This window comes from Alkalihalobacterium sp. APHAB7, from assembly GCF_048323755.1.
Classification (GTDB): domain Bacteria; phylum Bacillota; class Bacilli; order Bacillales; family Bacillaceae_F; genus Alkalihalobacterium.
Genome location: NZ_JBLWFS010000028.1, coordinates 40,647 through 51,954 on the forward strand (window position 1 = coordinate 40,647; position 11,308 = coordinate 51,954).

Annotated in this window: 11 protein-coding genes; 2 read left to right on the plus strand and 9 right to left on the minus strand. The window is 36.2% G+C overall.

Features of this window, described 5'->3' with window-relative positions:
• Nucleotides 1-184 precede the first annotated feature (184 nt).
• From ACNSTQ_RS19580 to hmpA, 5 genes are all read right to left on the minus strand, one after another.
• Nucleotides 185-1,306 (minus strand): amidohydrolase, encoded by a 1,122-nt coding sequence (locus tag ACNSTQ_RS19580; RefSeq protein ID WP_418201467.1) that lies wholly within the window; start codon nucleotides 1,304-1,306, stop codon nucleotides 185-187.
• Between the two features lie 388 nt (nucleotides 1,307-1,694).
• The gene (locus ACNSTQ_RS19585; RefSeq protein ID WP_418201468.1) at nucleotides 1,695-2,471 is read right to left on the minus strand and encodes a VOC family protein; all 777 of its coding nucleotides are present in this window, start codon (nucleotides 2,469-2,471) and stop codon (nucleotides 1,695-1,697) included.
• Nucleotides 2,472-2,628: 157 nt separating this feature from the next.
• Nucleotides 2,629-3,828, minus strand: coding sequence for an L-2-hydroxyglutarate oxidase (lhgO, locus tag ACNSTQ_RS19590; protein WP_418201469.1), 1,200 nt, complete (start codon nucleotides 3,826-3,828; stop codon nucleotides 2,629-2,631).
• Nucleotides 3,829-3,980: 152 nt separating this feature from the next.
• Nucleotides 3,981-5,111 carry an MFS transporter gene (locus ACNSTQ_RS19595; RefSeq protein WP_418201470.1) on the minus strand — a complete coding sequence of 377 codons (1,131 nt, stop codon included), beginning with the start codon at nucleotides 5,109-5,111 and terminating at the stop codon, nucleotides 3,981-3,983.
• A 248-nt stretch (nucleotides 5,112-5,359) separates the two neighbouring features.
• Complete coding sequence (gene hmpA / locus ACNSTQ_RS19600; protein WP_418201471.1) at nucleotides 5,360-6,592, minus strand: NO-inducible flavohemoprotein; 1,233 nt, start codon at nucleotides 6,590-6,592, stop codon at nucleotides 5,360-5,362.
• A 194-nt stretch (nucleotides 6,593-6,786) separates the two neighbouring features.
• Between hmpA and ACNSTQ_RS19605 the strand changes: the two genes are divergently transcribed.
• Nucleotides 6,787-7,221, plus strand: coding sequence for an Rrf2 family transcriptional regulator (locus ACNSTQ_RS19605; protein ID WP_418201472.1), 435 nt, complete (start codon nucleotides 6,787-6,789; stop codon nucleotides 7,219-7,221).
• Between the two features lie 104 nt (nucleotides 7,222-7,325).
• On the opposite strand, the gene tatC is transcribed toward ACNSTQ_RS19605, so the two are convergent.
• The 4 genes from tatC to ACNSTQ_RS19625 form a co-directional block, all read right to left on the minus strand.
• Nucleotides 7,326-8,051 carry a twin-arginine translocase subunit TatC gene (tatC, locus tag ACNSTQ_RS19610; protein ID WP_418201473.1) on the minus strand — a complete coding sequence of 242 codons (726 nt, stop codon included), beginning with the start codon at nucleotides 8,049-8,051 and terminating at the stop codon, nucleotides 7,326-7,328.
• Between the two features lie 68 nt (nucleotides 8,052-8,119).
• Complete coding sequence (locus ACNSTQ_RS19615; RefSeq protein WP_418201474.1) at nucleotides 8,120-8,311, minus strand: twin-arginine translocase TatA/TatE family subunit; 192 nt, start codon at nucleotides 8,309-8,311, stop codon at nucleotides 8,120-8,122.
• 28 nt (nucleotides 8,312-8,339) lie between these two features.
• Nucleotides 8,340-8,906, minus strand: coding sequence for a Rid family hydrolase (locus ACNSTQ_RS19620; RefSeq protein ID WP_418201475.1), 567 nt, complete (start codon nucleotides 8,904-8,906; stop codon nucleotides 8,340-8,342).
• 62 nt (nucleotides 8,907-8,968) lie between these two features.
• Nucleotides 8,969-10,606: an FAD-dependent oxidoreductase gene (locus ACNSTQ_RS19625; RefSeq protein WP_418201476.1), complete on the minus strand. Its 1,638-nt coding sequence runs from the start codon at nucleotides 10,604-10,606 to the stop codon at nucleotides 8,969-8,971.
• Between the two features lie 437 nt (nucleotides 10,607-11,043).
• Here ACNSTQ_RS19625 and ACNSTQ_RS19630 point away from each other — a divergent pair.
• Nucleotides 11,044-11,308, plus strand: a 265-nt coding sequence (locus ACNSTQ_RS19630; protein ID WP_418201477.1) for an HTH domain-containing protein, incomplete at its 3' end; no start/stop codon positions are given.

Genomic DNA, 11,308 nt, shown 5'->3' on the forward strand with positions numbered 1-11,308 from the left:
GTGGCGCACCAATTGCCTTCCCATTTCCTTATAATCAGTTAAAAAACGCCGAATTTTCTCTTATTCAATTAATATTAACAGTAATTCTATTGATATGACTGAAATACTTTTAAATATTCATACTTCCTCCATCACCTTCTATATAATAATCGATTTATACGAAAAAGTGAACCGATTTTTTTATTTATTTTTTGTAAATAATTTCCCCATTTATCATGGTCATAATGGGGGTTGCAAGATAGTGAAATGGTTGTTCATTCCATAGTACGATATCAGCATCCTTACCGACTTCTAGACTTCCTACTTTGTGTTCAATACCAAGGTTTTGCGCTGGATTAATTGTAATTCCTTCTAGCGCTTTTTTCTCATCTAAACCTTCACGTACTGCAAGTGACGCACAAATGTTTAAGTATTGTATTGGTGTATATGGATGGTCGGTCGTTATTGATACATTAATACCGTAATCTGTTAAAACTCGATAAGTGTCCCAAGTTTTATTTTTCAACTCAATCTTTGAGCGTCTCGTCAATGTCGGTCCAACCGTTACATGTAGGTTACGACCACTTAGCTCTTCGGCGATCAGGTGCCCTTCTGTGCAATGTTCAATCCGTAAGTCCAAGTTAAATTCCTCTGCAAAACGAACCGCTGATAAAATATCATCCGCACGATGAGCATGAATTCTTACAGGAATGTCCCTTTTTAAGGCCGCTATTAAAGGAGCAACTCTTAAGTTTTCTGGGTCATCACTATTTGTGGCATGAATAAACGCTTCCCGGAGCATTCCCATGATACCCATTCTCGTGATGGAATCGTTGTTTGTAGACCGGCTATGAATTCGTTTCGGGTTCTCACCCAATGCGATTTTTAAACCGGCAATATCTTTAATCATCATTTTCTTTATACTCTTACCGTGCGTCTTAATGACGGAAGTTGTCCCACCAATTACATTCGCACTTCCAGGCATTACGTGAACCGTTGTTACCCCGTATTTCACGGCATCCTTAAACCCAATATCAAGAGGGTAGACTCCATCGATTGCTCGAATATGCGGCGTAGTAGCCTCAATCGTTTCATTGGCATCATTACCTGCCCAACCCGTTCCTTCATCATAAAGACCAAGATGAGTATGTGCATCGATAAAACCAGGAAGCAAGTGAAGCCCTTTCCCGTTTATAACTGTCATCTGTGAGGTTTGTTCTATGTGTGTTCCAATTGCTGCTATTTTACCTTCTTTTATTAATACATCTCCATTTTCTACTTTCTCTGACGTGACCGGATATACTGTTGCCCCTTTGATTAAAATCATTGCGTAAAACCTCCTTAGTTCTAAATGAAACGAACTAGATTTTTAGGTAATTGATTTAATCATAGTCAATAATATCTTCATTTATGTAATTGAATATCGTAAAATTCTAGATTATTTCATTCATTATAAACTTCATAAGACGCTCTATTCCTTTTATCATTCCTTCAGTGCTTAATGACAAGCTATATTCTTTTAGAAGTGCAGGGTGGTTTGATAGCTGTAGTTAATGATCTAGCTAACTATAAAAAAAGCCCTCATCACTATGAGAGCTCTATTCCACCGCTATCCAATTGCTATCAATAAGATAGCCTTTTGCTATACATTACTTCGGATTAACTGAGTAGTCATGAATACCTACTAATATCCTTCCTAATGATCACTCGTTCGGTTAGTGCGGTTGGCAAACCATAATAACGTGATCATCTGGATCTAGAATAGTAAAAAATGTTATGTCTCCGTGACCTTCTTTTTCTGTAAACACCTCAATGCGGTTATTTTTCACAAAAGAATAGGCTTCATGAATATCGTCCGTCTCCAACATAAATCGAACTTTATAGTTATCCCCATTCAGAAAACGATTATTATCGAGTAATATATTCGCACCCTTTTCACTTTGTATTTCAACAATCGTTTCCTTCGGGTGGATCAACCGGGGTTCAATATCTAACAAACCAAAATGCCATTGGGCCGCTTTTTGTATATCGGAAACGTTTACAAAGACAGCCGGTATTCGATTATGAATGGGTGAAGGTGAAACTTTTTCTAATGGCATTTCATTATCGTCACAGCTACAAACCATAAATATATTTCCATCGGGATCTTCAAAATTGAAAAAAGTTAACCCTTCGTGTGGAGTTTCTATTTCAAGTGTAATGTTAACCCCTTTTTGTTTTAGACTCTCATATGCCCCGGCAACACTTTTAGCGCTATACAGATATAACGGAGCATTGTCTTTGCTCCATTCTCCTCTTGCTATATTTACACTGTTATCATCTAAAATTAACCCTGTGAAGTTGTCTAGTTCCATCCAATATACGGGCCCGCCATTGAAACGTTCTTCTAATACCTTCAACCCAAGCAACGTACTGTACCACTCAGCCGAACGTTGAAGATTACTTACATGAACAAAAACACTATTAATCGAATTTTCAATGAAATGACTCATTAATATTTACTCCTCCAATTTGCAATTCATATCTTTTATAGTTCACCTTTAACCGTACTTTTCCTTCCATTACTTCTGACTTTTTTCTAGTTTGAAAGTTGTCTTATGAGAGAGGAGTTTTTTGTTGTCTTTATCAAAATAACACTATATTCATTGATTAGAGAAAGATCTTTTGAGCAGGAATCCTCCGAACAATTTCACTTCCTATTTGCAAAGATGCTGTTGCTGCAGGTGAAGGTGCATTACACACATGGATACTTCGTTTGCCTACGATGATGTAAAAATCGTCTACTAAACTACCGTCTGTTTTTAACGCTTGCGCACGTACTCCAGCTGGAGCTGGTTCAAGATCATTTACTGTAATTTCTGGAATAAGTTTTTGAAGACTCTGTACAAACTTCCTCTTATTTAACGAACGAGTAATTTCAACAAACCCCTCCTTAACATTTTTACGAGCTAGCTTCCAAAATCCTTGGTATTTCATGATTTCAAAAAAGTCCACAGGATGAAAATCTGTCTTTTTGTAACCTTCACGTTTTAAGCTAAGTACAGCATTAGGTCCTGCTTCAACACCACCACCAATCATTCTAGTAAAATGGACACCTAGAAAAGGAAAAGAAGGATTAGGAACAGGATATATCAGATGTTTGACTAGATCTCTTTTTTCTGGCTTTAACTCAAAATATTCACCACGAAAAGGTACGATTTTCATGTCCATCAAATACCCCGTTAATTTTGCGATACGGTCACTATGTAGCCCGGCACAGTTAATCAGCATTTTTGCCTGGTACGTTCCATTATTCGTGTCTATCTCTACGTAGCTACCGTTTTCTTTAATTTTTTGTACATTCGTATTTAATTTTAATACTCCTCCACGTTCCCTAATGAGCTTCGCCAACGTCTCACTTACTTGTTTGTAGTTAACGATTCCTGCCATTGGGACATGGATTGCGGCTTTTCCACTGACATGAGGCTCGATTTCTTTTAATTGATCAGCGCATATTTTCTTAATCGTTAATTGATTGTCAAGACCCCGCTTGTATAAGGCCTCTAGTAACGGTAGCTCTTCATCATTTGTTGCCACTACAACTTTTCCACAAACTTCATGTTCAATCTGATGTTCCTGACAAAACGCCACCATAGATTCATTACCATGACGAGCAAACTTTGCTTTAAAACTTCCGGGTTTATAATAAAGGCCCGAATGAATAACGCCGCTATTGTGACCTGTCTGATGTGACGCCAATACTTTTTCCTTTTCTAAAACGACCACTTTGGCACTTGGAAACTTCTCTAGGATCCCTTTTCCGACCGATAAACCAACAATTCCCCCACCGATAATAGCAAAATCATACATCATTATTCCCCCATGAAATGATCTTCTAAAAACTTCATCAAAATAACCTTAAACCATGGTTGGATTTAAGGCATTTTTCGTATCTCTTTCTTTTAATAATAGTTTAACAAAAGAACGGCATGAGTTGTTTAATAATTTTAAATATTTTATTTTTATTTTCTAATAGATTTCTTCCATAGCATCGCAATTGTATAAGTGGATACTGTAAACAACACGAACATAGTCCCAATTACAAACTGATAGGCTGGAAAAAACGAAAACAATCCTGCAAAGAAAGAACCACAAATCACTCCTAATGAAAAGAATGCATAGAAGAGACCAAACGCTTTTCCTCTTTCCTTCTCCTTGGTACGTTCGATAACAGTTCCACTCGCTGACGGAAAAATTAGGGCAAATCCAATTCCGTAAATAGCCATAGCCACAATCATATGTGATAACGTCAATGCAAACGCTAAATAAAGTAGTGCAATGGATATAACAATTAGACCACTTATCATTAGCCGAGTTTTTTTCAACTGATCAAAGACTTTATTGGTTGGAAGTACAAAAATCAATATCGCTACCAAACCAAAGACGCTTAGTAAAATACCTGTCAGTTCTGTTTTTAAATTTAGATCGATAACTTTCAAAGGTAACGAATACGTTAGTAAACCTAAAGTATACATTAACAAAAAGATGGATAAATACGCAGGTACAAGTTCTTTTAGTTTAGGAAATGTATTATGCTTTACTGTGTGAGTTTTTAATTCTCTCTTTTCTCTTAAAAAGATAATAGCTAAAACTCCAAACACAATCATTAGACTTGAAATGAAGTAAAAAAGAAGATCATAACCAAATCGTCCACTTACAATGGCGCCTATTGCTGGGCCTACAATTGCAGCGATGCCAACACCTGCACCTGAAAAAGCCATCGTCCTTCCATTCTCCGCTCGTTGTCCTCTGGAACCTAAAAACGTAAAGGCCGCAGGAACAATTAGACCCCCAGCCATTCCATGGAAAAACCGAACAACTAATAATTCATATGGGTGACTGACTATCGAATAGAAAAAGATAATAACACCTACCGAAAGCATTCCAACATATAAAATTCGCTTAGAACCGATGCGATCAATCCAAACTCCTGATAACAAATTCCCCAGCATATTTGCAAAGGAATACATTCCAATAATAATACCAACTAAGAACGGACTCGCTCCAATGTCAAGGGCAAAAGGCGCAATAATTGGGAGCTGGGAAAACGTATCGATAAACGCAACTGCGATGATGATGTAGATTAAGATCATTTTTTTCACCTTCAATAAGGAAGATATAGTATGTATGTATGTGTATGTATGTAAACATGGTCTGATAAGAAATAGTTTAAGACTAAATATATGTATTTCACGATAACTGTAATTTCTATTTCCAATGTAAAACTAAAACTAAATGAGCAATAAAAACCGCGATGGAGCTTAGGCCATTGCGGTTCTTATAATTGAGATCAAACCCGTTTTTATTAAACTTCCCCTCGATTAATCGTTTTACTACTACCTTACTTTTCTAAATCACCAGCTGGACCGAAAAATTCAAAATGGATTTGTTCCTGAGGTACTCCCCAGTCTTTTAATGATTGATTTATCACTTTCATGAATGGAACTGGACCACAGAAATAGAAATCGGCATCGTTACTTGGAACGACTAATTTCAACCATTCAAGTTCAACAAATCCTTCTTTTTGATAGATTTGAGCTGTTCGATCTTCTTCTGTTGGCTGTTCATAAGCAAGAAAATAGTTAATGTTAGTACTTTCTGAAACAACTGTTGCTACTTCTTCTTTCAATGCGTGATGGTTTCCATTTATGGCCGCGTGAATATAAGTGACCTTCTTCTCTGGAAGTTGAGATAATTTTTTTAACATGTTGATCATTGGCGTTTGTCCCACACCACCACTAATTAACACGACAGGACGAGTTGATTCCGTGTTAAGAACAAAATCACCTGCTGGAGCTGTTATCTCAAGAACATCGCCTTCGTTCACTTCGTTATGCATATACGTCGAAACAATTCCTGCAGGAATGTCTCCACGTGCGTCTTCACGTTTTATACTAATACGATAATATCCCTTTCCTGAAACATCTGATAAACTATATTGTCTAATATGATTATATTCTTCACCTTCGATAATGACTTTAACCGAAATATATTGACCAGGTAGGAATTCAGAAATCTCTTCACCATCTAGAGGCTTTAAATAGAAGGATGTAATAACATCACTTTCCTTTACTTTTTTAGCGACTGTAAATGGTCTAAATTCCTTCCAACCACCTTCTTTTTGCTCAGCGTCATTGTACATTTCTTTTTCGACTGAAATGAACACATCCGCAATTACTCCATAAGCATCTGCCCAGGCATTTATAATATCATCCGTCGCGGCATCCCCTAATACGTCTTTTATGGCCAATAGTAAATGCTTCCCCACAATTGGATAATGCTCCGCTTTCACATTTAAGCTTCTGTGTTTATGTGCAATTTGCTTAACTACAGGAATAATTGCTTCCAAATTATCAATATGAGCAGCTGCAGCGTATACAGAATTAGCCAATGCTTTAGGTTGCTTTCCTTGCTTCTGATTTGCGTGGTTGAAAATATGTAATAATTCTGGATGATTTTCAAACATCATTTGATAAAAACGTTTAGTAATTGCTTCCCCGTGTTCTGCAAGAACAGGTACCGTTGATTTAATAATTGAAATCGTTTCTTGACTTAGTATTTTTGTAGCCGTCATTTCCGATCATCTCCCCGTGAATATTAAAACATATATTTGAAATACATCTTTAATTTAAACACGGAAGGAATTTTAAAGCAATATTTTAAATACACCTTTTCATAAAATAGACATAATTAAAATAAAATACTCTTTTATGGTACTATGATAAAATATAAGTATATTACTTGTTTATTTTGAACGGAGGGGTTCACATGCAGTTAACAACTTATACAGACTACTCTCTTCGTGTTCTTCTATACTTAGGCACTCTCTCTGATGACAAACTCGCTAGTATTAAAGAGATATCTTCAGCTTATGGAATTTCAAATAACCATTTAAGTAAAATTGTTTTTGAACTAGGTAAACTCGGATTAATAGAAACGATTAGAGGGCGTAATGGTGGAATTAAACTTGCAAAATCTCCAAGTGAAATCAACATTGGAAGCGTTGTACGACAAACAGAAGACTTAGAAGTAGTTGAATGTTTTGATGCGGAGCGAAATATGTGTATGATTAGTTCGGGGTGCCGCTTAAAACATGTATTAAACGAAGCTATGAAAGCCTATTTACAAGTACTCGATCAATATACACTTGAGGATATGTTAGTGAATAAGGATTTTTTGAGGTCCTTACTATCGAAGGAGTAAAAAAGTTTATTATTTAAATTGACTATATTACTGGTCAGGGTTAATTCTTAGGAAAAGGAAACCCTGACCTTATTATTTTGTACTAAACCACCGATCTTAATAACTTAACTAGCTTCCTTAAGAACTCTCAATCTCTTTCTATACATTATTTTGGAAATACTAATACTTATTTCATAAAGTAAAATGAGTGGTGCCATAACGATAAGAGCTGATATAAAGTCAGGCGGTGTAACGAGCGTGGAAACAATTGTTAAGATTAGGTAACCAATTTTTCTTGTCTTTGCCAGCATAACTGGGTTAATGATACCAATCCTTGTTAAAAGCATGATAATAATTGGCATTTCAAACAAAAACCCAATAGGTAACGTTAAGTGTAATAAAAACTTAAAATATTTTTCTGCCGTGTACATCGTATTCAGTTGGTCAGCAGCTAATGTTTGTAAAAAAGATAAAACACTTGGAAACAAAACAAAGTAACCAAATGAAATTCCACCCGTAAAACAAATAAATAATAGTGGAAGAAACAGAAAAACTGCTTTACGCTCTTTTTCATTTACGGCTGGTTCTACAAACTTCCATACTTGATAAAGAATCATCGGAGTCGTTACGATAATCGCACACGATCCAGCGATCATAAAATAGATCCATAAAATATCACTCGGACCTAATATCGTTAAGTTTTGATCGGCAGCAATAATAAGCCAGTCATATATTTTTTCTACAAATGCAAACGACCCGAATAAGGCAAGAATGAAAAAGCTAATGACAATAATTAATCGTTTTCGCAACTCTTCTAAATGGTCGACTAAATTCATTTCTTTTACCGTCATATGATCACATCCTTTATACAAAAGGAGATGTAAACAGTTGTTTACATCTCCTTATTAAATTTATAGCTTTAGCTTTTCACTTCTTTTGAATTTTCCTCTTCTGAATCATTTCCATTGACTAGATCTTTTGTTGCACTTTTAAATTCACTTAACGTTCTTCCGGCTGCTCTGCCAATCTCAGGAAGCTTGGATGGGCCGAAAATCACAAGCGCGATAATTAATACTAAAATTAAACCGGGAACTCCGATGTTTTGTAACATTAAACTCATCTCCTACTCTATTGTTTTATTATTTTCCTTTTCCTGGGTTAATGCTTTTATAAGCGACTTCCGCTTCAATTTCAATTAACCAATCTGAGTTTACTAGACCTTCAACTCCAACCGTTGAACGAGCAGTTTTTACAGGGTTTTCTTCTGTGTTAAAGTATTTTGCATAGGCATTGAACCAACCTTGATAGTCGATTTCACCAGGGTTTTCTGGATGTTCTGGATCTGGAACCACATAGACACGTAAGTAAGTGATGTCTGACATCGATAGTCCTTTTGCTTCTAAATCTTGTTTAAATCGCTCTAAGATTGTAATCGCTTGTTCTTCTGTATTCCCATATCTTTCATAAATGGTTGAACCATTTCTATCCTTTACAACCGGAACCGTCCCACTGAAATAAAGTTTGTTATAATTATGTGGTATCGCTACTGAACTAGATATGGAAGAAGTCGAGCTTCCGAAAAATACAACATCGTTTCCTCTCATCAGTTTGGCCATATCACCATTTGCTGCCGTAAACGTTACCCCCGCTAATAAGCTTGTCCCAATTATTGCAGATGCTACAATTTTTTTAGATAGTATTTTCATTATTTATCCTCCTCTATTTTCTATCCATTTTTTAGTTTCGACGTTACTAGTCTACAAGTTATTTATGAGGCAACACTTGGACTTTGCATCACTTCTTCATGAATTCTACCTACTGCTATCAATGCGGATTCGATAGCCCCTGACATCCAACCTGTCATATAGCTTAAGTGTTCACCCGCTAAATGAATGCGACCATCTGGTTTATTCAAAGTCACGTACTCATTTTGTCTTTGCGAAGCCGAATAGTTTGCCCAACCACCTTCGCTATACTCAATTTTATGCCATGCTAGAGAAAAGCCAGCTTCTAACTCTTTCTTATAAGTGTCACCATGAATTTTCGCTCCTTGTGCTAAAGCATGTGCTTGGCGCTGGGCAATTGACATATCCCCAAGAGCCACAGCATCATTACCAAAATTGTAGTAGCCAACAACAGTTCCTTTTTGTGTTCCATAACCTGATGAAGGATACCAAATTTGGTTAATATCAAGGTTCGTTGTTGTCATCCCACCATACACACGCTCATCTTCCTCCCAGAAACGACGTTTGTATTGCAGACCGATTTTACCAGTAGTCGCATAACTGATACTTCCTATCGCACGTTGCATTTCTGAAGAAAAGTCAGCAGATATTTTTGATAATACAGGTAGAGGTATTGTACAAATGCAATAATCACCCGTAATTTCTCTTAAATTACCACTTCCTGCACCGTTCCCTTTTCCTTTTCCAGTATATAAAATTTTTACCCCGTCAGATGATTGACGAATTTCTTTAACTTCAGCACCAAAGGTGATCTTACCTGGAAGATGTGCTTCAAATGCCTTCGGTATCGCATCCATTCCACCAACCGGCTGGAACATGTTTGGCTGTTGATTAAATGAATATTCACTACTTATACTATTAGGCATTCCTGAGGATAATAATTGACCTAAAGTATATGGATCACCAACTTTTCCTGGTTCTAACCCTGCTGCTGGAAGAATATCATATCCACGAGCACTCGATCCTGAATATTGATAGTTCGTATTTAATCCACCCTCACCACGAAGGTAAGTTAGTAATCTTTCTTTATCTTCAGAAGATAACTCGCTATCTAAAGCAGACTGATTAACTGCCTTTGCTAATAACTCAGATACATGCCCTCTAATATCTGCTTTAATCATTTGCTTTCTAATTTTCGTATTGGCTAGATTACCGACACTTTCACGATAATAGTAGGCGTGATCGTTTGTATTAGTAAAAATTTCGAGCGGTACACCTAGCTCACGGCAATAGTCCATCGTAATATGATGCTGCGGGATCCTGGCTGGTCCAGCGTTAAAGTATTCACCTCTTGCAAATTGAGCAGTTTGACTAACACCCCCAATTTCTGTTTCAGTTGTTCCTGCCCGGACGGTCCAATTTCGACCACCTACACGATCCCGTGCTTCTAAGATCTTACAATCATAACCTGCCTTTGACATTTCGTAAGCAGCAGAGAGACCTGCTATCCCTGCCCCTAGAATAATAATCGTCTTACCATTTTTCTTTCCATTAGATAAGTCACCCTTTTTTGGTAGGTTAAAATCACTTTTCATAGCATAAGTAGGTGTTCCGAATAACCCTACAGCATCCATTGCACCAAATACAGCTACAGCGCCACCTACTCTTCCTACTTGATTTAGAAAATCTCTTCTTGTCATATTTTTCTTTGGTTTCTCCACTCTTTATATACCTCCTTTGTTTTGATAGCTAAATAGTACAAGCATTCTCGACAAAAAATAACTATTTTGACAGAAAATTTAACAGAATATTTTGAATAGTAATATAGTTGTGTTATAATCGCTTGTTATAAAAAAAAGAACACGATCTATCAATTATTTGTCGAATAAGCGAGAATTTCTGTGTATTTTTATTTAGGACCGTGTCAAATAATTTTACATTTCATGACAAACTACAACCTTTTCTACTAAAACTTTATAACCATGATGATTTTTAATACAATCTATAATGGAGTTACTTTAATTAAAAACAAAAAAACGATCCAAGGTATTAAAATGTACCCTATAGAGTAGACACTAAAAAAAGTCTACCTGTAGGGTACTTTTTTGTATAATTAAGAAATACGACAGAGAAAAAACATGGAGACGGAGAAAACAAAATGAGTAAAAAGGTTTTTACAGTGAAAGAAATTAAGCTACTATCAGCTAATAAATATGTTAAATCAGTTAGTACAAAAGGAATTACTTATACTGATGAATTTAAGCATCTTTTCATTAATGAAAATAAAAAGGGAAAATTCCCAAGAGAGATATTTGAGGAATGTGGGTTTGATATAGATATCATTGGGATGAAACGTGTTGAATCTTCAGGCAAAAGGTGGAGAGCTGCCTATCGAGAAAGTGGAGTTCTAGGGTTAAATGATA

What these genes read in the sequence shown, in the direction of transcription:
- ACNSTQ_RS19580 (WP_418201467.1), bottom strand. Translation starts at nt 1,306, where the DNA reads ATGATTTTAATCAAAGGGGCAACAGTATATCCGGTCACGTCAGAGAAA.
- ACNSTQ_RS19585 (WP_418201468.1), bottom strand. Translation starts at nt 2,471, where the DNA reads ATGAGTCATTTCATTGAAAATTCGATTAATAGTGTTTTTGTTCATGTA.
- lhgO (WP_418201469.1), bottom strand. Translation starts at nt 3,828, where the DNA reads ATGTATGATTTTGCTATTATCGGTGGGGGAATTGTTGGTTTATCGGTC.
- ACNSTQ_RS19595 (WP_418201470.1), bottom strand. Translation starts at nt 5,111, where the DNA reads ATGATCTTAATCTACATCATCATCGCAGTTGCGTTTATCGATACGTTT.
- hmpA (WP_418201471.1), bottom strand. Translation starts at nt 6,592, where the DNA reads ATGACGGCTACAAAAATACTAAGTCAAGAAACGATTTCAATTATTAAA.
- ACNSTQ_RS19605 (WP_418201472.1), top strand. Translation starts at nt 6,787, where the DNA reads ATGCAGTTAACAACTTATACAGACTACTCTCTTCGTGTTCTTCTATAC.
- tatC (WP_418201473.1), bottom strand. Translation starts at nt 8,051, where the DNA reads ATGACGGTAAAAGAAATGAATTTAGTCGACCATTTAGAAGAGTTGCGA.
- ACNSTQ_RS19615 (WP_418201474.1), bottom strand. Translation starts at nt 8,311, where the DNA reads ATGTTACAAAACATCGGAGTTCCCGGTTTAATTTTAGTATTAATTATC.
- ACNSTQ_RS19620 (WP_418201475.1), bottom strand. Translation starts at nt 8,906, where the DNA reads ATGAAAATACTATCTAAAAAAATTGTAGCATCTGCAATAATTGGGACA.